15 protein-coding genes are annotated in these 19,237 nt (G+C 72.8%); all 15 read left to right on the top strand.

Features of this window, described 5'->3' with window-relative positions; translation table 11 throughout:
* Window positions 1-1,935: an asparagine synthase (glutamine-hydrolyzing) gene (asnB, locus tag D1J63_RS00595; RefSeq protein WP_125627238.1), complete on the top strand. Its 1,935-nt coding sequence runs from the start codon at window positions 1-3 to the stop codon at window positions 1,933-1,935.
* A 71-nt stretch (window positions 1,936-2,006) separates the two neighbouring features.
* A complete protein-coding gene (locus D1J63_RS00600; protein ID WP_125627239.1) occupies window positions 2,007-4,193 on the top strand; it encodes a bi-domain-containing oxidoreductase in 2,187 nt (728 codons plus the stop codon).
* Window positions 4,190-6,151 (top strand): alginate lyase family protein, encoded by a 1,962-nt coding sequence (locus tag D1J63_RS00605; protein WP_125627240.1) that lies wholly within the window; start codon window positions 4,190-4,192, stop codon window positions 6,149-6,151. Before D1J63_RS00600 ends, D1J63_RS00605 begins: the two co-directional genes overlap by 4 nt.
* A 32-nt stretch (window positions 6,152-6,183) precedes the next feature.
* Window positions 6,184-7,728 carry a right-handed parallel beta-helix repeat-containing protein gene (locus tag D1J63_RS00610; RefSeq protein ID WP_125627241.1) on the top strand — a complete coding sequence of 515 codons (1,545 nt, stop codon included), beginning with the start codon at window positions 6,184-6,186 and terminating at the stop codon, window positions 7,726-7,728.
* Between the two features lies 1 nt (window position 7,729).
* Window positions 7,730-8,968: an O-antigen ligase domain-containing protein gene (locus D1J63_RS00615; RefSeq protein WP_125627242.1), complete on the top strand. Its 1,239-nt coding sequence runs from the start codon at window positions 7,730-7,732 to the stop codon at window positions 8,966-8,968.
* A gap of 2 nt (window positions 8,969-8,970) precedes the next feature.
* Window positions 8,971-10,215: a glycosyltransferase gene (locus tag D1J63_RS00620; protein ID WP_125627243.1), complete on the top strand. Its 1,245-nt coding sequence runs from the start codon at window positions 8,971-8,973 to the stop codon at window positions 10,213-10,215.
* Window positions 10,212-11,462, top strand: coding sequence for a class I SAM-dependent methyltransferase (locus D1J63_RS00625; RefSeq protein ID WP_125627244.1), 1,251 nt, complete (start codon window positions 10,212-10,214; stop codon window positions 11,460-11,462). The genes D1J63_RS00620 and D1J63_RS00625 overlap by 4 nt, the downstream gene beginning before the upstream one ends.
* Window positions 11,459-12,268, top strand: a complete 810-nt coding sequence (locus tag D1J63_RS00630; protein WP_125627245.1) for a glucose-1-phosphate cytidylyltransferase — start codon at window positions 11,459-11,461, stop codon at window positions 12,266-12,268. The genes D1J63_RS00625 and D1J63_RS00630 overlap by 4 nt, the downstream gene beginning before the upstream one ends.
* A complete protein-coding gene (locus D1J63_RS00635) occupies window positions 12,265-12,912 on the top strand; it encodes a PIG-L deacetylase family protein (RefSeq protein ID WP_125627246.1) in 648 nt (215 codons plus the stop codon). Before D1J63_RS00630 ends, D1J63_RS00635 begins: the two co-directional genes overlap by 4 nt.
* Before the next feature lie 6 nt (window positions 12,913-12,918).
* A complete protein-coding gene (locus D1J63_RS00640) occupies window positions 12,919-13,944 on the top strand; it encodes an NAD-dependent epimerase/dehydratase family protein (RefSeq protein ID WP_102927735.1) in 1,026 nt (341 codons plus the stop codon).
* Entirely contained in the window at window positions 13,932-15,215 is a 1,284-nt protein-coding gene (locus D1J63_RS00645; RefSeq protein WP_164712667.1) for a DUF4910 domain-containing protein, read from the top strand. Before D1J63_RS00640 ends, D1J63_RS00645 begins: the two co-directional genes overlap by 13 nt.
* 5 nt (window positions 15,216-15,220) lie before the next feature.
* Window positions 15,221-16,510 (top strand): hypothetical protein, encoded by a 1,290-nt coding sequence (locus D1J63_RS00650; protein WP_125635084.1) that lies wholly within the window; start codon window positions 15,221-15,223, stop codon window positions 16,508-16,510.
* Entirely contained in the window at window positions 16,507-17,454 is a 948-nt protein-coding gene (locus D1J63_RS00655) for a glycosyltransferase family 2 protein (RefSeq protein ID WP_125627248.1), read from the top strand. Before D1J63_RS00650 ends, D1J63_RS00655 begins: the two co-directional genes overlap by 4 nt.
* Entirely contained in the window at window positions 17,451-18,683 is a 1,233-nt protein-coding gene (locus D1J63_RS00660) for a polysaccharide pyruvyl transferase family protein (protein ID WP_164712668.1), read from the top strand. Before D1J63_RS00655 ends, D1J63_RS00660 begins: the two co-directional genes overlap by 4 nt.
* Window positions 18,680-19,231, top strand: coding sequence for a dTDP-4-dehydrorhamnose 3,5-epimerase (rfbC, locus tag D1J63_RS00665; protein ID WP_125627250.1), 552 nt, complete (start codon window positions 18,680-18,682; stop codon window positions 19,229-19,231). The genes D1J63_RS00660 and rfbC overlap by 4 nt, the downstream gene beginning before the upstream one ends.
* Window positions 19,232-19,237: the final 6 nt, after the last annotated feature.

Below are 19,237 nucleotides of genomic sequence, written 5' to 3' on the forward strand. Positions count from 1 at the left end.
ATGTGTGGCATCGCAGGCACGTACCACTGGCCGGGCGGCAAGGCCGTGACCGACCGGCTCACCGACGTCCTCGCCCACCGCGGTCCCGACGGGGCGGGCCGGTACAGCCACCCCGCCGGGGACGGCGAGGTGCATCTCGGGCACCGTCGGCTGGCCATCCTCGACCTGTCCGGGACCGGCGCCCAGCCGATGGTGTCGGACGGCCTCGCCCTGACCTACAACGGCGAGCTGTACAACGCCCCCGCGCTCCGCGGCGAGCTGGAGTCCGCGGGCGTGCGCTTTCGCGGTACGTCGGACACGGAGGTGGTGCTGGAGGCCTGGCGGCGCTGGGGCACGGACTGCCTGCCCCGGCTGCGCGGCATGTTCGCGTTCGCGGTCTTCGACGAGCGCACGGGTGAGCTGGTGCTCGCCCGCGACCAGCTCGGCATCAAGCCGCTGTTCCTGCTCCGGCGCGGCGGGGGCCTCGTGTTCGCCTCCGAGCTCAAGGCGCTCGCCGCCGTGACCGGCGGGAAGCTGGAGGTGGACCACGCGGCGCTGGTGGCGTCGCTGCTGTACTACTGGGTGCCGGACTCGCGCTGCGCGTTCCGCGAGGCGGAGAAGCTGCCGCCGGGCAGCTGGCTGCGGTGCCGGCCCGACGGGCGGGTGGAGCGCGGCCGGTACTGGAACCTGAGGGACGTCGCCGCCGAGGGACAGGAGCGGGCCCGCGGCGGAGAGCGGCCGGACCTGGCCGCCGTCGTCGAGGAGTCGACGCGCCACCACCTCCTGTCCGACGTGCCCGTGGCGACCTTCCTGTCCGGCGGGCTCGACTCCAGCTATCTGACCGCCCTGGCGGCCCGTCACCGGCCCGGGATCTCCGCCTACACCATCGGCTTCCGCGCCGAGGACGCCCGGTTCGAGGCGATGCCGGACGATCTGCGCTACGCCCGGCAGGTGGCCGCACGGTTCGGCGTCGAGCTGCACGAGATCGAGATCGCCCCGGACGTGCTGGAACTGCTGCCGCGGATGACGTACCACCTGGACGAGCCGATCGGCGATCCCGCCGCGATCAACACCTTCCTGATCTGTTCGGCCGCCCGGGAGGCCGGGGTCAAGGTGATGCTCTCGGGGATGGGCGCCGATGAGCTGTTCGCCGGTTACCGCAAGCACCTGGCCAACCTGCTGGCGCTGCGCTACCAGCGCGTCCCTCGGCCGCTGCGGCGCGGGGTGTCCGCGGCGGTGGACCGGCTGCCGGTCGCGACGAGCCGCCGGGGACTGCGGTCGGTGCGCTTCGCCAAGCGGTTCCTCTCCTTCGCCGATCTGCCGGAGGAGACCGCGTTCCGGCGCAGTTACACCATGTACGGCCGGGAGGAGCTGCTCGGCCTGATCGACCCGGATCTCGCGGGGACGGTCGACGAGGTGCTGACCGAGCACGCGGACGTCTACGCGGACAACGACCTCGACGACTTCGTGAACCGCATGTGCCTGGGCGACGCCCGGATGTTCCTGCCGGGCCTGAACCTCGCCTACACGGACCGCTCCAGCATGGCCGCGTCGACCGAGGTGCGGGTCCCGTTCGTGGACGTCGAGGTGGTGAAGGCGGCGTTCGCCGTGCCCGGTGACCGCAAGATCGTGGGCCGGCAGGGCAAGGCCGCCCTCAAGGAGGCGGCCACCTCGATTCTGCCCAGGGAGATCGTGTACCGGCCCAAGGGCCTGTTCAGCGCCCCGCTGCGGGCCTGGATGAGCCGGGACCTCGCACCGCTGGTGCGCGAGGTCGTCAACGACGGAGAGCTGGTCCGTTCCGGGTTCCTGCGCCGGGACGCGCTGCGGCGGCTCGTCGCCGAGGACGCCGCCGGGCAGCGGGACTTCTCCAAGCACCTGTGGCACGTACTGACCCTCGAGTACTGGTATCGCGGCGCGATCTCCGGGGAAGGCCGGAACACTTCGTCGGCCGCATAGGGGTCTCCCGGCGCGGACCGGCACACGGACAACGGGCACGGGCAACCGGCACAGAGACAAGAGGACTTCGGGTGAAACAGGTCGTACAGAACTACAAGAGCGGCGAGTTGGCGCTGCTCGACGTGCCGGTGCCGGGCTGCAAGCCGGGCGGCGTGCTGGTGCGGACCGCCTACTCGCTGATCTCCACCGGCACCGAGCTGATGAAGGTGTCCGAGGCCGGCATGTCGATGCTGGGCAAGGCGCGTTCCCGGCCGGACCAGGTGGCCAAGGTCGTGCAGAGCGTGGCCACCAACGGGGTGCCCGCCACCTACCGCAAGGTGATGGGCAAGCTGGACTCCTACACGCCGCTGGGCTATTCGCTGTGCGGGGTGGTCGAGCAGGTCGGCGCCGGGATCGACGACGTGAAGGTCGGCGACCTCGTGGCCTGCGCCGGCAACGAGCACGCGCTGCACGCCGAGCTGAACTGGGTGCCGAAGAACCTCTACGCCCCGGTGCCGGACGGTCTCGCACCTCGGGACGCGGCCTTCGGCACCGTCGGGTCGATCGCCCTGCAGGGTGTGCGGCAGGGCGAGTCGCGGCTCGGTGAGGTGGCGCTGGTCGTCGGGCTGGGGCTGATCGGGCAGCTGGTGGTGCAGCTGCTCGCCGCCTCGGGAGTCCGGGTGGTGGGCGCGGATCCCGACCCGGTGCGCTGCGAGCTGGCCGAGCGGCTGGGCGCGGCGGCCTGCGGGGACCCGGCGTCCCCGGCCGTGGAGAGTGCCGTGGCCGAACTCACCGACGGTCACGGCGTGGACCAGGTGTACCTGGCCGCCGGGGGCGGCAGCAACCAGCCCGTCGAGCTGGCCGCGCGGCTGTGCCGGGACCGCGGCCGGGTGGTCGACATCGGCAAGTGCCGCCTGGACCTGCCGTGGAACGCGTACTACGAGAAGGAGCTCGACGTACGGTTCTCCCGCTCCTACGGCCCCGGGCGCTACGACCCGGAGTACGAGCTGGAGGGGCGGGACTACCCGATCGGGTACGTGCGCTGGACCGAGCGCCGCAACCTGGCGTGCTTCCTCGATCTCGTCGCCCGCGGCCGTGTCGACGTGGCGCCCCTGATCTCCCACACGGCCGCCTTCGACGACGCCGTCGAGACGTACCGGCGGCTGAAGGACGGCGACCTGAAGGCCGTGGCCGTGCTGTTCCGGTACCCGGAGCGGGCCGACGGGGCGGGAGCACCGGCCGAGGCGCCCGCGGTGACGGTGCCCGCCGTGCGGGCGAAGCGGAGTCCGGTGCGCGCGGCGGGGACACCGGTGCGTCTCGCGTTCGTCGGCGCGGGGAACTACGCGAGCTCGATGCTGCTGCCGCACCTGGCCGGGCGCGACGGCGTCGAGCTGTCGACGGTCGTGACCACCACGGCGCTGTCCGCGGCCAACGCCCAGCGGAAGTTCGGCTTCGCCGAGGCCACCACCGACCTCGACGCGGTGCTCGGCGACGCGTCCGTCGACGCGGTGTTCGTGGTCACCCGGCACAGCTCGCACGCCGAACTGACCCGGAAGGCGCTGCTGGCGGGCAAGGCCGTGTTCGTGGAGAAGCCGCTGGCGCTCACCGAGGAGGAGCTGGCCGGGGTGCTCGCGGCGGTGGAGGAGTCCGGCAACGACCGGCTGCAGGTGGGCTTCAACCGCCGCTTCGCGCCGCTGCTGCGGGAGGCCCGGCAGCGGCTCGGCGACCGCACCGGGCCGGCGAGCCTGCGCTATCTGGTCAACGCGGGCCGCCTCGACCACGGCAGCTGGTACCTGAGGCAGGACACCGAGGGTTCGCGGTTCGCCGGTGAGGGCGGGCACTTCGTCGACACGGCGAGCTGGCTGCTCGGCGCCGACCCGGTCTCGGTGTACGCGGTCGCCGCGTCCGGCAACGAGGACCTGCAGGTCGTGCTGGGCTACCCGGACGGGTCCACCGCCACCGTCAGCTATGTCACGACGGGGGCGGCCGGCTTCCCCAAGGAGACGCTGGACCTGGTCGCGGACGGCAAGGTGCTGCAGCTCGACGATTTCGTCCGCACCTCCGTCTACGACGGCCGCAAGCGGTGGGTCAGTTCGCGGCTGCCCAAGGCCCGGGACAAGGGCCAGTCGGCCGAACTGGCCGCGTTCGTCAGGGCGGTGCGGACCGGCGGCCCGATGCCGGTGCCACTCGAGTCGCTGGCCGCCACCACGGCGGCCACGCTCGCCGTACGGTCCTCGCTGGCAGCCGGCGCTCCGGTGACCCTGGCGGAGGCCCGATGACCCTGGGCACGGGCTGGTACCTGCGGCGGCTGTCCCGGATGGGCCCGCGCGAGGTCGGCGGACGGGTGGGCGACGCGGTGCGCAGGCGCCGGTGGCGGTCGGCGCCGCCCCTCGCCCCTGCTGTGACCGGCGCCCGGTTCACCGCGGTGCTGCCCGCCGGGGCGGTCGCCGCGGTGCCGCCGGACGCCGTGAAGCGTCTCGTCGCCGAGGCGGACCGGCTGATGGCCGGGCACGCCGAGTACTTCGGCGTGCCCCGCGACGACCTGGCCGACCCGGACTGGTGGTACGACCCGAAGACCGGCCGCCGGGCTCCGGGCGGTTACGCCTTCGACGTGCCGTACCGCGACGAGGACGCGGCCGGTGACATCAAGCAGATCTGGGAGCCGTCCCGGCACCAGTACCTCACCGTGCTCGCCGCCGCCTACGCGGTCACCGGGAACGAGCGGTACGCCGAGCGGGTGGCCGAGCACCTGCGCTCGTGGTGGTCGGCCAACGCGCCGCTGCGCGGGGTGCACTGGATCAGCGGCATCGAGCTGGGGATCCGGCTGCTGTCCTGGGTGTGGATCCGCCGGCTGCTCGACGGCTGGCCGGGCGCGCCGGCCCTGTTCGAGGACAATCCGGTGGCGCGGAAGCAGGTCTGGCACCACCAGCGCTGGCTGGCCGGCTTCCCCAGCCGGGGCTCCTCGGCGAACAACCATGTCGTCGCCGAGGCCGCCGGGCAGTTCGCCGCCGCCTGTGCCTTCGGGTGGTTCCCCTCCTCGGCACGCTGGCGCGACGACGCGCTGCGGTCGCTGGAGCGGCACCTGCGCGGCAACACCTTCCTGTCCGGTCTCAGCCGTGAACTGGCCACCGAGTACCACGGCCTCGTGCTCGAACTCGGCCTGGCCGCGGTGGCGGAGGCGGACGCCGCCGGTGTGCCGGTTCCCGCGACGGTCCGGCTGGTGCTGCTGCGGATGACCGACGCGCTCGCCGCCGTCGTGGACGACCGGCTGCGGCCGCCGCGCCAGGGTGACGCCGACGACGGACACGGCCTGGTCGTGGACGGTGCGGGCACCGACCGCTGGGCCTCGCTGCTGGCCACCGGGGACGCCGTGTTCGGCGCGCTGCCCTGGTGGCCGACGGTGACCGGCACCGATGTGCGCACCCCGCTGCTGGCCGCGCTGATCCGGCCCTACGCGAAGGAGGGGACCGGCCCGGCCGTGGCCCGGCCGGCGATCCGACCGGACCACTTCGCGGACGCCGGGCTCACCGTCCTGCGCGGTCCCGGGGGGATCTGGTGCCGCTGCGACGGCGGCCCGCACGGCTTCCTGTCCATCGCCGCCCACGCCCACGCCGACGCGCTCTCGGTGGAGGTGCGGCACGACGGGGTCGACGTGCTCGCCGACCCGGGGACGTTCTGCTACCACGGGCAGCCCGAGTGGCGGCGGTACTTCCGCTCGACCCTCGGCCACAACACCCTGGAGCTGGACGGCGCAGACCAGTCCGTGCCGGGCGGCCCGTTCCTGTGGACGCGGCACGCCCGCAGCCGCGTCCTGTCCGTGGACACGTCCGACCCCGAGGTGTCGCGCTGGTGCGCCGAGCACGACGGGTACGGGCCGTCCGTGCACCGCCGCCGGGTGGAGCTGAGGGCCGGGACCCGTGAGGTGCGGGTGGTGGACGAGGTGCGCGGCCCGCGGCGGGCCGTGCGGCTGGCGTTCCACCTCGGTCCGGCGGTCTCCGCCGATCTGCGGGACCACCGTGCCGTGCTCACCTGGCGGCGGGACGGCGAGGAGCGGGGCGCGGTCCTCGACCTGCCCGGCGAGCTGTCCTGGCGGGCGCATCGCGGGGAGACCGACCCGCCGCTGGGCTGGTACTCCCCCGGCTTCGGGCGCAAGGAGCCCGCCACCACGCTGGTCGGCACCGGCTTCACCGACGGCGCGCGGGAGTTCACGACCGTGCTCGGGTTTCGCGACCGGTAACACGAACCAGGAAAAGGAAGGGGGGAGGACGTATGGAGATCACGTGGAGGGGTCGGGTGCGGTCGGCCGCGGCGCCGCTGGCACTGGCGCTGGTGCTGCTGGTGACCGGCTGCGACGACGCACCGGACGATCCGGCGCCGAAGCCGTCCGCGTCGTCGTCCTCCTCGTCCGGTGCGAGGTCCGTGGCGCGGGTGTGCGAGAAGCCCGAGCCCGGACCGGCCGAGGCACCCGAGTCAGCGGTGACCGTCGACCCGGCGGTCGCCGGCGACCTGGCCGCCAAGACCCGCAACAGCCCCGCGCACACCACTTTCTGGCTCCGGCCGGGCAAGCACCGGCTCGAGTCCGACCGCTACTCCCAGGTCGTCCCCAAGGAGGGGAACCGGTACATCGGCGCGCCGGGCGCGGTGCTGGACGGTCGCAAGACCAACCAGTACGCGTTCGGCGGCACCGCGCGCGACGTCACCATCAGCCATCTCACCGTGCAGAACTTCGCCGCACCGCACGACGAGGGCGTGGTCAACCACGACTCCGCCGACGGGTGGGTGATCGAGCACGCCACGATCCGGAACAACTCCGGCGCCGGGCTGATGGCCGGCGACCGGCAGGAGGTCCGCGCCAGTTGTCTGCGCGACAACGGTCAGTACGGCATGAACGCCTACAAGGGCGACGGCATCATCAACGACCTGGTGGTCGAGGGCAACGAAATCACCGGCAACAACACCGGCGACTGGGAGCGCGAGCGGCCCGGCTGCGGCTGCACCGGGGGCATCAAGTTCTGGGCCGTCCAGGGCGCCGACGTCCGGGGCAACTGGGTGCACGACAACCGCGGGACCGGCCTGTGGGCGGACACCAACAACAACGACTTCCTCATCGAGAACAACGTGCTGGAGTCCAACGCCGGTGCCGCGCTGATCTACGAGACCAGCTACAACGCGGTCGTCCGCAAGAACACGATCCGGCGCAACAACTGGGTCGAGGGCCGCGAGAACACCGGCGGCGGCGACAACTTCCCTTACGCGACCGTCTACATCTCCGAGTCCGGCGGCGAGCCGCGGGTCGAGGCCCGCACGGACAGGATCGAGATCTACGGGAACCTGCTGGAGGACAACTGGTCCGGGATCACCCTGTGGGAGAACGCCGACCGGTTCTGCAACAGCCCGGCCAACACCTCGTCCGGCGACTGCACGCTGCTGGTGGCGGACACCGACCGCTGCGCGCGGCCGGGCATCACCAGGGCGCCCCTGTACGCCGACTGCCGGTGGAAGACCCAGCGGGTGGACATCCACGACAACCGCTTCGTCCTGGACAAGACCGTCGTCGAGTGCACGGAGGCTTGCGACCGCATGGCGCTGCTGGCCAACTACGGCACCTACCCGGACTGGTCCCCGTACCAGGGCGAGAAGGTGGCCAAGGCCGTCACGCACCTCCAGGACAACCGCTGGCACGACAACGTCTACGTCGGACCGTGGCGGTTCGTCGCCCACGACCCGAGCCGGGTCCTCGACTTCGAGGCGTGGCGGGCGGCGCCCTACCGGCAGGACGCAGGCAGCACCTTCCGTGCGCGGGGAGGTGACTGAGATGGACGCGGACGCGAACCGCACGCCCAAACTGGTCGGGACGGTCTGGGGACTGCTGATCCTCAACACGCTCGGCTCCACGGGGGCCGAGACCATCGTCCCGCTGCCCCGCTCGCTGATCCAGATGGTCACCATGGGTGCACTGGCCGTCGCGTTCACGCTGGCGCTCGCGCTCAATCTCCGGCTGCGGGTGCGCCCCAGCGCCTACCTGCTCCTGCTCACCCTGCTGCTGGTGCCGAGCGTGATCTCCAGCGCCGACCTCCAGTCCGGGTTCGGCGCGCTGTTCCGCTGCGCCCGGATGGCTCTCTTCGTCGGCACCCTGTGGCTGCTCAGCCGCTGGTGGGACGGCGGCACCACGTTCGTGCGGCAGCACGTCCGGTGGTACTTCGTGGTCCTGTGCTCGGTGGCCGCCGGTGCGCTCGTCTCGCCGGGTGCGGCCCTGCCCGACCTCTACGGCGGGCGGCTGGTCGGCGCGCTGTGGCCGCTCACCCCGCCGCAGATCGGACAGTACGCCGCTGTGATCATCGGGCTCTCCGTGCTGCTCCTGCTCAGCGGCCGCACCGACCGGCGCAGCGCGGCCCTCGTGATCGTGCCCTCGCTCGTCCTGCTGCTGCTGACCCACACCCGTACGGCCACGCTCGGTCTGCTGGTCGGTCTGGCGCTCGCGATCGGCTCGCTCACCCTGACCAGTGCCGCCGCCCGCCGCTTCTTCTCCTGGGCGGTGCTCACCGCGGCGGTGGCCGCGGTGGTGTTCGCCTCGGCGCTCCAGGCGTGGTTCCTGCGGGGGCAGAGCGAGGAGAACTTCAGCAATCTCACCGGCCGGGCCAAGGTCTGGGACGCGCTGCTGGCGGCGCCCCGGACGACCGGGGAGAAGGTGTTCGGGATCGGCCTGGGCGACAAGTCGTTCGACGGGCTGCCGATCGACAACAGCTGGCTGGCCGTCTACCACGAGCAGGGCCTGATCGGCGTCGCCCTGGTGGCGGCGGTCTTCGTCGTGCTGGGCGGCGTCGCGCTGTTGCGGCCCCCGTCGCCGGCGAGGGCCTGCGCGATCTTCCTGATCAGCTACTGCGCCCTCGCGTCGTACACCGAGGCGGGCCTCGGCGACGCCTCGCCGTATCTGCTGCACCTGGCCGTGGCCGCCTCCCTGCTGACGGCGCCGGCCCCGGCCGCGCCCCCGACGGCCACCGAACCCCCTCGGCGCCGCGTCCCGCGCTGGGCCCGCACCTCGGAGGTGTCCTGAGCATGCACGTCCTCGTGGTGCACAACCGCTACAACTCGGCCCAGCCGAGCGGAGAGAACAACGTCGTCGACCAGGAGGTGGCGCTGCTGCGCGGCGCCGGCCACCGGGTCGGGGTGTTCGAGCGGCGCAGCGACGACATCGCCGGCCGGTCCCTGCCCGGCAAGGTCGCGGTGCCGCTCCTGGTGCCGTGGAATCCGGCGGTCCGCAGGGAGCTGGCCGCCCGCTTGCGTGCCGAGCGGCCGGACGTGGTGCACGTGCACAACGTCTTCCCGCTCCTGTCGCCCTCGGTGCTGGCGGCCTGCGCCGACGCGGGGGTGCCCGCCGTGGCCACGCTGCACAACTACACGCAGGTCTGCCCGCCCGGCACGCTGCAGCGCGAGGGCCGGTCGTGCACCGAGTGCGTCGGGGCGGCCACGCCGCTGCCGGCCGTACGGCACGGCTGCTACCGGAACTCGCGGCTGGCGACGGTGCCGCTCGCGGTCTCCCTGTCGGTCAACCGGCGGCGCTGGTGGTCCGGGGTGGAGCGGTTCTTCTGCATCTCGGCGGCGCAGCGCGACGTCCTGGTGGCGGCGGGCATGCCGGCCGAACGGCTGGCGGTGAAGCACAACTTCGTGCCCGACCCGGACGCCCGCCGCTCGGGCACGGGAGAGCACGTGCTGTATCTGGGCCGGCTCGCGGAGGCCAAGGGCGTACGGCTGCTGATGGCGGCGTGGGACGAGGTCGCCGCGGGCGGCGGGGTCGGGGTGCCGCTCGTCATCGCCGGCACGGGGCCGCTGGAGGGCGAGGTGACCGCGTGGGCGGCGGGCCGGGACGACGTGCGCTGTGTCGGCCTGTACGACCCGGAGCAGTGCCGTCGGGCGGTCGCGCGTTCGGTGGCCGTGGTGGCGCCGTCGACATGGCTGGAGGCGTTCGGCCTGGTGGTCGTCGAGGCGATGGCGGCGGGCGTTCCGACCGTCGCCGCCGGGCACGGCGCCTTCGTGGAGCTCGTCGAGGACGGGGTGACCGGCTTGCTGCACCGGCCGGGCGGGACGGCCTCGCTCGCCGCGTGCCTGCGCCGGATCACGGCCGAACCGGACCGGAACCGGCGGATGGGCCTGGCGGCCCGGCGCCGTTACGAACAGGGTTTCAGCCCGGCCGTCGGGCTGGAGCGCCTGGTGGAGGGGTACCGCGCCGCGATCGCGGGGCGGTCGGCGAAGGCTCGCGGCGGGGACACCCCCGCGGGCAGGGGGGATGGGGGCAGGACATGACACGATGCCGACTCTGCGGCTCGGCGGCGATGGAGAGCGTCGTCGACCTGGGAGCGACGCCACCGTGCGAGAGTTTTCTCGCCGCGGACCAACTGGACCGGCCCGAGCCGGCCTACCCGCTGCACCTGCGGGTGTGCACCGACTGCTGGCTCGCGCAGATACCCGCGCTGATCACGCCGGAGGAGACGTTCACGCAGTACGCGTACTTCTCCTCCTACTCGACCTCCTGGGTGGAGCACGCGCGGACGTTCGTCACCGGTGCCGTGGAGCGGCTGGGCCTCGGCCCGGACTCCTTCGTGGTGGAGGTCGCGAGCAACGACGGGTATCTGCTGAGGCACATGGTGGACCGCGGGATCCGCTGCCTGGGCGTCGAGCCGTCGGTGAACGTCGGGGCGGCGGCGCGGGAGGCGGGCGTGCCCACGCTCACGGAGTTCCTGAGTCCGGACACCGGCGCGGGGGTGCGCGCCGAGCACGGTCCGGCGAACCTGGTCGTGGCCAACAACGTGTACGCGCACATCCCGGACGTCGTCGGCTTCACCAAGGGGCTGCGTGCCCTGGTCGCCGACGACGGCTGGGTCTCCGTCGAGGTGCAGCACCTGCTGACGCTGATCGAGGAGAACCAGTACGACACGATCTACCACGAGCACTTCCAGTACTACACGGTCGCCTCCGCGATCCGCGCGCTGGCCAGTGGCGGACTCACGCTGGTGGACGTCGAGTTGCTGCCCACGCACGGCGGTTCGATCCGGCTGTGGGCCCGCCCGGCCGAGGTGGCCGGTGAGCCGAGCGGGCGGGTGGCCGACGTGCTCGACCGGGAGAAGGCGGCCGGGCTGCGCGAGCTGTCCGGGTACACCGAGTTCTCCGCCCGGGTGGCCAAGGTGCGCCGGGACCTGCTGCGGTTCCTGATCGAGGCGGCCGAGCGGGGCGAGACGGTGGTGGGCTACGGCGCCCCGGGCAAGGGCAACACCCTGCTCAACCACTGCGGCGTCCGGCCCGACCTGCTCGCCTACACGGTCGACCGCAACCCGTACAAGCACGGCAGGTTCACCCCGGGCACCCGCATCCCGATCCTGCCGCCCGAGCGGATCGCCGCCGACCGTCCGGACTACGTCCTGGTCCTGCCGTGGAACCTGCGGGCCGAGCTGGTCGAGCAGCTCTCCTTCGTGCACGAGTGGGGCGGCCGGCTGGTCTTCCCCATCCCGGAACTGAGCATCGTCGAGGCCGCGTCCCGAGAGGTCACAGCATGAAGGTCGTCCTGTTCTGCGGCGGTTACGGGATGCGGATGCGCGAGGGCGCGTCCGACGACGTGCCCAAGCCGATGGCGATGGTCGGTCCGCGGCCGCTGATCTGGCACGTGATGCGCTACTACGCGCACTTCGGGCACAAGGAGTTCATCCTGTGCCTCGGCTACGGGGCCCATCACATCAAGGACTTCTTCCTCAACTACGAGGAGACGACGTCCAACGACTTCGTGCTCCGGGGCGGCCGGACCGAGCTGCTGTCCACCGACATAGCCGACTGGACGATCACGTTCGCGCAGACCGGCATCGAGTCGCCGATCGGGGAGCGGCTGCGCCGGGTGCGGCACCACCTGGACGGCGACGAGATGTTCCTCGCCAACTACGCCGACGTGCTCACCGACGCACCGCTGCCCGAGATGATCGACTCCTTCGCCCGGCGGGACGCCGGTGCCTCGATGATGGTGGTGCCGCCGCAGTCCTCCTTCCACTGCGTGGACCTCGGCGAGGACGGACTGGTGGGGGGCATCACGGCGGTGAGCGACCTGCCGCTGTGGGAGAACGGCGGCTACTTCGTGCTCCGCCAGGAGGTCTTCGACCACATACCGGAGAACGGGGACCTGGTCGCCGACGGCTGCACCCAACTGGCCAAGCACGGAAGGCTGGTGGCGCACCAGCACCGCGGCTTCTGGAAGCCGACCGACACCGTGAAGGAGCGGGCCGCGCTGGACGCCGCCTACACCCGGGGCGAGCGTCCGTGGGCCGTGTGGGAGCGGGACGGCGCCACGGCGCCCGCCGGGGTGAGGACCGCGTGATCGCGCTCGGTGCCGGGCGCCCGGACCGGGTCGTGGCGGTGGGCGCGCACTGCGACGACATCGCCATCGGCGCCGGCGGCACCCTGCTGACGCTGTGCCTGGCGCGGCCGGGGGTGCGCGTCGACGCGCTGGTGCTCTCCGGCGGTGGCGGCGAACGGGAGCAGGAGGAGCGGGCCGCGCTCGCCGCCTTCTGCCCCGGCGCCGACCTGCGGCTGACCGTGCTCAAGCTGCCGGACGGCCGGATGCCGGCGCACTGGGAGGAGGCCAAGGCCGCGGTCGAGGAGCTGCGCGGGCGGACGGAGCCCGACCTGGTGCTGGCCCCGCGCACGGACGACGCGCACCAGGACCACCGCGGCCTGGCGAAGCTGATGACGACCGCGTTCCGCGACCATCTCGTGCTCCGCTACGAGATCGTCAAGTGGGACGGCGATCTGGGCCGTCCGACGGCGTACCAGCCGCTGTCCCAGGACGTCGCCGAACAGAAGGTGCGGCTGCTGCAGGAGCACTATCCCTCGCAGCGGCACCGGCCCTGGTACGACCGGGAGGCCTTCCTCGGGCTGGCCCGGATCCGCGGCATCGAATGCCACGCGCGCTACGCCGAGGCGTTCGACGTCGCCAAACTCACTCTCAACCTGGGGGGTTGAACCACCTTGCGCGTACTGCTCACCGGACACCAGGGCTACCTGGGCACCGTGATGGCCCCGGTCCTCACGGCCGCCGGACACGAGGTCGTCGGCCTCGACGCCGGCCTGTTCGCCGACTGCGTCCTCGGCCCGGTGCCCGACGACCCGCCCGGCCGCCGGGTGGACCTGCGGGACATCACCGCCGAGCACGTGGCCGGGGTGGACGCGGTGATCCACCTGGCCGCGCTCTCCAACGACCCGCTGGGCTCGCTGGCGCCCGAACTCACCTACGACATCAACCACCAGGCGTCCGTGCGACTGGCCCGGCTGGCCCGGGACGCCGGGGTGCAGCGCTTCCTGTACGCGTCGACGTGCTCCGTCTACGGCGCCGCGGGCGGCGGCGAGCTGGTGACCGAGGACGCGCCGCTGCGGCCGGTGACGCCGTACGCGGAGTCCAAGGTGCGGGTGGAGGACGACCTGCACGCGCTCTCCGACGGCGACTTCAGCCCGGTGTACATGCGCAACGCCACCGCCTTCGGCTTCTCGCCCCGGCTGCGCGCGGACATCGTGCTGAACAACCTGGTGGGACACGCCCTGTTGTCCGGTGAGGTGCTGGTGCTCTCCGACGGCACCCCGTGGCGTCCCCTCGTGCACGCCGCCGACATCGCCCGGGCGTTCACGGCCGCACTGGAGGCTCCGCGCGAGGCGGTGCACGACCGGGCGTTCAACATCGGCAGCGAGGTCAACAACGTGACGGTCGCCGAGATCGCCGAGGAGGTGGCCGCGGCGGTGTCCGGCTCGAAGGTGGTGATCACCGGGGAGACGGGTGCCGATCCGCGTTCGTACCGGGTGGACTTCTCCCGCTTCCGTGCCGCGATCCCCGGCTTCGACTGCGAGTGGACGGTGAAGCAGGGCGCGCTCGAACTCGCCGACGCCTACCGGAAGCACGGGCTGACCCGGGAGAGCTTCGAGCAGCGCTTCACCCGCCTGGCCGTACTGCGCGAGGCCTCCGCGACCGGCGCCGTCGACGACACCCTTCGGTGGCGCCGATGACCCAGTCCGGAGAGGAGATGTACGAGCTGGTGGAGCGGATGTACCCGCTCTGCCGGAGCATCACGGGCGACGGTGTGCGCGCGACCCTGCGGATCGTCGACGAGTACATCCCTCTGCACGTGCACGAGGTACCGACCGGGACTCGGGTGCTGGACTGGACGGTGCCGCAGGAGTGGAACATCCGGGACGCGTACGTCGCCGACGGCACGGGCCGCCGGGTCGTCGACTTCGCGGCGTCCAGCCTGCATGTGCTCGGCTACAGCGTGCCGGTGTCGGCGACCATGCCGCTGGCCGAGCTGCGCCCACACCTGCACACCCTGCCGGACCACCCGTCCTGGGTGCCCTACCGCACGAGCTACTACCGGCCCGAGTGGGGCTTCTGCCTGGCCCAGGAGACGCTCGACGCACTGCCCGAGGGCGACTACGAGGTCCGCATCGACTCCACCCTGGCGGACGGCCACCTCACCTACGCCGAGCACGTGGTCCCCGGGCAGGTGCCCGACGAGGTGATCGTCTCCTGCCACGTCTGCCACCCGTCGCTGGCCAACGACAACCTGGCCGGCGTCGCGGTGGCGGTGTTCCTGGCCCGGGAGCTGGCCGAGCGGCAGCCGTACCACACATACCGGTTCATCTTCGCGCCCGGCACCATCGGGGCGATCACCTGGCTGGCCCGCAACCGGGAACGGGTGGACCGGGTCAAGCACGGCCTGGTGCTGGCCTGCGCGGGCGACCCCGGGCAGCTGACGTACAAGCAGAGCAGGCGCGGCGACGCGGAGATCGACCGCGTCCTGCGGCACGTACTGGACGACTCCGGACGCCCGCACCGGATCACCGAGTTCACGCCGTACGGCTACGACGAGCGGCAGTACTGCTCCCCCGGGTTCGACCTCGGTGTGGGCTCGCTGACCCGGACCCCGTACGCGGGCTACCCCGAGTACCACACGTCGGCCGACAACCTGGACTTCGTCTCCCCGGCGGCGATGGCGGACACCCTCGCCGTCTGCCGTGAGGCGTTCGGGCTGCTCGACCGCAACCGGCGGTACGTCAACCTCAGTCCCTACGGAGAGCCGCAGTTGGGGCGGCGCGGGCTGTACGACTCGCTGGGCGGGCGCAGCGACGCGAAAGAGGCCCAGATGGCCATGCTGTGGGTGCTCAGCCTCTCCGACGGCGAGCACGGTCTGCTGGACGTGGCCGAGCGCTCGGGGCTGCCGTTCGACACCGTCGCCGTGGCGGCCGAGGCCCTGCACGGCGCCGGGCTGATCAAGGCATGACGCCGATGACCGTCGAGGGGGAGAAGTCCACGGCACCGGCGGGGCCCGCGCGGCGGGGCGTCCTCGGCCGGCTGTCGTGGGGGCTGGCCGACCAGGCGGCCTCCAGCCTGTCCAACTTCGTGGTGGGCATCTACGTGGCGCGCTCGCTGGGGCTGACCGCCTTCGGCGTGTTCAGCCTGGCCTGGGTGACGTACGGCGTGGTGCTCAACGTCTCCCGCGGACTGGCCACCGACCCTCTCGTGGTCCGCTTCAGCGGCGTGTCGGACGCGTCCTGGCGCGGGGCGGTGGCCCGGTCCTCGGGCACCGCGCTCCTCGTCGGCACCGGCATCGGCACGGTGTCCCTGGTCGCCGGGCTGTGCATCGGCGGCCAGGTGGGTGCCGCGTTCGCCGCCCTCGGCGTGGTCCTGCCGGGGCTGCTGCTCCAGGACGCCTGGCGGTACTCGTTCTTCGCCGCAGGCGTCGGCCGCAAGGCGTTCGTCAACGACGTCGTGTGGGCCGTCGCACTCGTCCCGGCGATGGTGGTGGCGGCCCAGGTGGGCAGCGTGACGGCCTTCCTCCTCGCCTGGGGCGGCTCCGCCGCGGTGGCCGCCGGGTACGGCTGCCTGCAGTCCGGCATCCGGCCCCGGCCGGGCGGAGCCCGCGAGTGGCATCGCGACCACCGCGACCTCGGCTACCGGTACCTGGTCGAGAACGTCGGCGTCAGCGGTGCCGGGCAGATACGCGCGTACGGGCTCGGCGCGATCGTCGGCGTCGGCGCGGTGGGCGTGATCCGGGGCGCGGAGCTGCTGCTCGGCCCGTTCCTCGCGGTGCTGATGGGTCTGTCGCTGGTCACCGTGGCGGAGTCGGCGCGGGTGCTGCGGCAGGCTCCGCAGCGGCTCGGCAGGTTCTGCTTCCTGCTCGGCGCGGGGCAGACCGTCGCCGCCGTGCTGTGGGGCGCGGCGCTGCTGCTGGTGCCGGACCGGCTCGGCGAGCTCGTTCTCGGTGACGTCTGGAGCGGTGCCTCGGAGCTCATCGTGCCGGTCACGCTCAGCGTCGCGGGCGCCGGGCTCGGCACGGGTGCGGCGGCCGGGCTGCGGGCGCTCGCCGCGGCCCGGCGCAGTCTGCGCTGTCAGTTGTTCGCCTCCGCCTGCTACGTCGCCGGCGGTCTCGGCGGTGCGGTCGCGGGCGGCACGGTCGGCTCGGCCTGGGGCGCCGCCGCGGCGTCCGTCTGCGGTTCCGTCGCGTGGTGGCTGGAGCTGCGGGCCGCCCTGCGCGAGCGCGACCACCTTTCCCTTTCCGAAGTGAGGACCACATGACCCCCCACCCCCGGCTGAGCATCGGCCTTCCCGTCTACAACGGCGAGGAGTATCTGGCCGAGTCGCTGGACGCCCTCCTCGGGCAGACCTACGAGGACTTCGAACTGGTGATCACCGACAACGCGTCGACCGACGGCACCGAGGACATCTGCCGCCGGTATGCCGCGCGGGACTCCCGCATCCGGTACATCCGGCTGCCCCGGAACATCGGTGCCGCCCCGAACCACAACTACGTGTTCACCCAGTGCCGCGGCGAGCTGTTCAAGTGGGCCTCGCACGACGACCTGTACGCCCGGGACCTGCTGCGCCGTTGCGTCGAGGCGCTGGACGAGCGGCCGGAGGTGGTCCTGGCGCACAGCGGGCAGGCGGTCATCGACGGGGACGGCAAGGTCAAGGTCCCCTACGAGTACGGACTCGCCACCGACTCGCCGCGCGCTCCCGAGCGCTTCCGCAGCCTGCTGTTCGAGCCCGGCGGCGACGACTTCTACGGAGTGATGCGGGCCGACGTGCTGCGCCGGGTGAAGCCGCACGACAGCTACCACCACGCGGACCGCACGTTCGTCGCCGAGATCACCCTGCACGGGCCCTTCCACCAGGTGCCGGAGCTGCTGTACTTCCGGCGCGACCACCCCACCCGTGCCGAGCGGGCGAACCCCTCCAAGCGCTCCCGGTGCGTCAACCTCGACCCGCGCCGGGCGGGCCCGCTGCACCCGACGCCGCGCCTGCTGGCCGAGTACGTCTGGGGCTTCGTCTCGGCGATCGGGCGGGCGCCGTTGTCGTCGGCCGACCGGCGCGCCTGCCACCGCCATCTGGCCGCGTGGATGACCAGCCGGGTGCGGCCCGGCGCCGGCGAGCGGGTCGAGGACCGCTCCCCCGTCGGCCCCGGCCGGCTCACCGTCTCCGTCGACGCCCTCGTCGCCGGCCGCGAGGGAAGGCAGGGATGAACTCCATGCGTGAGAAGCCTTTGAGCATCGGCGTGTTCGGTCTGCTCGGCGCCGGCAACAGCGGCAACGACGGGTCGCTCGAAGCGGTGCTCGACCATCTGCGTGCCGCGCGTCCCGGGGCGGTCGTGGACGCGATGTGCGGCGGACCCGAGATCGTCGCCACCCGGTACGGAATCCCCGCGACACGGCTGAACTGGTATCGCGGGGAGTACCGGACCGCGTCCCGTGCGAGCGCGATCGCGGCCAAGGGGTTCGGCAAACTCGTGGACGTCGTCCGCACCGCCGCCTGGGTGCGCCGGCACGACGCGGTGATCGTGCCGGGTACGGGCGTCCTGGAGACCACGCTGCCGCTGCGGCCGTGGGGCTTCCCGTACTCGCTGTTCCTGCTCTGCGCGATGGGCCGGCTGTTCCGCACCCCGGTCGCGCTGGTCAGCGTCGGCGCCGGGCCGATCGGCAACCGGCCGACCCGGATCCTGACCCGCTGGTCGACGCGGCTGGCCGCGTACCGGTCCTACCGGGACACCCAGTCGCGCGACGCGATGCGGGCGATGGGCGTGAACACCGCGCGGGACGAGGTCTACGCGGACCTGGTGTTCGCCCTGCCGGCGCCGGCGGGGAACGAGTCCGCGGGCATGCCGGGCCCGGTCTGCGTCGGCGTCATGGACTTCCACGGGAGCAACGACGAACGCGACCGGGCCGAGGAGATCCACCGGCGCTACCTCGACGGGACGACGCGGTTCGTCCGCGCGCTGGTCGAGGAGGGCAGGCCGGTCCGGCTGCTCACCGGCGACGAGCTCGACCGGCCGGTGGCCGCCTCGATCGTCGACGCGGTCGCCTCGCCGCTGGTCACCGTCGCCGAGGCGGCCTCGCTGGCCGACCTGATGAAGGAGACGGCGTGCGCCGACAGCGTGGTGGCGACCCGCTACCACAACATCGTCTGCGCTCTGAAGGCCGGCACACCGACGCTCGCCCTCAGCTACTCGGCGAAGAGCGACGTGCTCATGGCGGAGATGGGCATGGGCGCGTACTGCCACCCGGCCCGCGAGGCCGACGCCGACCGGCTCCTCGAACAGTTCCGCGAGCTGGAGCGGAACGCGGCCCGGGTGCGGCGGACCCTGGTCCAGCGCAACCTGGCCGTCGCCCGGCGCGTCGAGCAGCAGTTCACCGACCTGGCCGCGGCGCTGTTCCCGGCGGCCGGCCCCACCCACGCCCTGCGGGAGACACCATGAAGGCGCGAGAAGTCCCCCTGATCGCCGGCGCGTACCTGTTCGAGCCGACGCCGCACGCCGACGAACGCGGCTTCTTCTGCCGCACGTTCGACGCCGACGTGGTCCGCTCGGTGGGCCTCGATCCGGCCGCCTTCGTACAGGACAGCGTGTCCCGCTCGGTCCGGGGCGTGCTGCGCGGCATGCACCTGCGCTCCGGCGCGGGCGAGGCCAAGCTGGTCCGGTGCTCGTACGGCAGGATCTTCGACGTCGTCGTGGACCTGCGGCCGGACTCGCCCACCTACCTGGGCCGGGCCACCTTCGAGCTGTCCGGCGAGACCCAGGCGGCCCTGTACATCCCGGCGGGGTGCGCGCACGGCTTCCAGTCGCTGACGGACCCCTCCGACGTCTCGTACCGGATCGACCGGCCGCACGATCCCGCCGAGGACGTGACGATCGCCTTCGACGACCCGGACCTGGCCATCGACTGGCCGCTGCCGGTCACCTCGGTGTCCGAGCGGGACCGGCGGGCACCGAGCCTCGCCGAGGTCCTCAAGCACAGGGAAGGGTGAAGCACC

Origin of the sequence: Streptomyces sp. KPB2 (assembly GCF_003950055.1) — a bacterium.
Classification (GTDB): domain Bacteria; phylum Actinomycetota; class Actinomycetes; order Streptomycetales; family Streptomycetaceae; genus Streptomyces; species Streptomyces salinarius.